The 581-nt window shown below is 67.6% G+C and carries 2 protein-coding genes; both read left to right on the top strand.

Annotated elements, in window-relative coordinates; translation table 11 throughout:
- On the top strand, positions 1-199 hold a 199-nt coding region (gene trbK / locus EOA60_RS36370), incomplete at its 5' end, for an entry exclusion protein TrbK (RefSeq protein ID WP_348632759.1).
- Positions 193-581, top strand: a 389-nt coding sequence (locus EOA60_RS36365; protein WP_206628469.1) for a type IV secretion system protein, incomplete at its 3' end; no start/stop codon positions are given. The genes trbK and EOA60_RS36365, both read left to right, overlap by 7 nt.

Raw genomic sequence — 581 nt, 5'->3', positions numbered from 1 at the left:
TGTCATAGCGGTCCTTGCCGCCGTCCTCGCGTTGGTCGGCCTCACCGTCACCTGGTTCGTCTCCGTGCCTCAGCCGCCGGCGGCGCTAAGGTCGGCGCCGACGGTCTCGGACGAGCGGCGCCAGCGCACGGAAGACTTCTTTGGCGGCGATCCGAACCGCTCCGTTCGCGACGGGCAGGAGATGAAACCCCAATGGTAGTCGTCCGCCCATCCCGCACGCTGGAGATCACCTTCATGGTCATCGGCCTGATCCTGCTCGCTACCGCACCGGCGCTGGCGCAGCAGGGCAACGTGCTGACCACGCTCGAGAACCAGGTCTCGGTAGCCGCGAAGGGCTGGGAGGCGACGGTAATGGATGCCGCCCGCTCCCTGTTCTGGATCCTCGCCGGCATCGAGGTTGGCATCGCCGCAGTATGGCTCGCCCTGCAGGCCGCCTCGCTCGATGCCTGGTTCGCCGAGCTCGTCCGCCGGATCATGTTCATCGGGCTGTTCGCCTTCATTCTCGACCGGGGGCCCGGCTTCGCCAAGGCGGTGGTCGACAGCCTGTTCCAGATCGGCGCCAACGGAGGCTCTGCGTCGCC

It is taken from the genome of Mesorhizobium sp. M1A.F.Ca.IN.020.06.1.1, from assembly GCF_004023265.1.
Lineage (GTDB): Bacteria > Pseudomonadota > Alphaproteobacteria > Rhizobiales > Rhizobiaceae > Mesorhizobium.
This window is presented reverse-complemented; position numbering and strand designations above follow the sequence as displayed.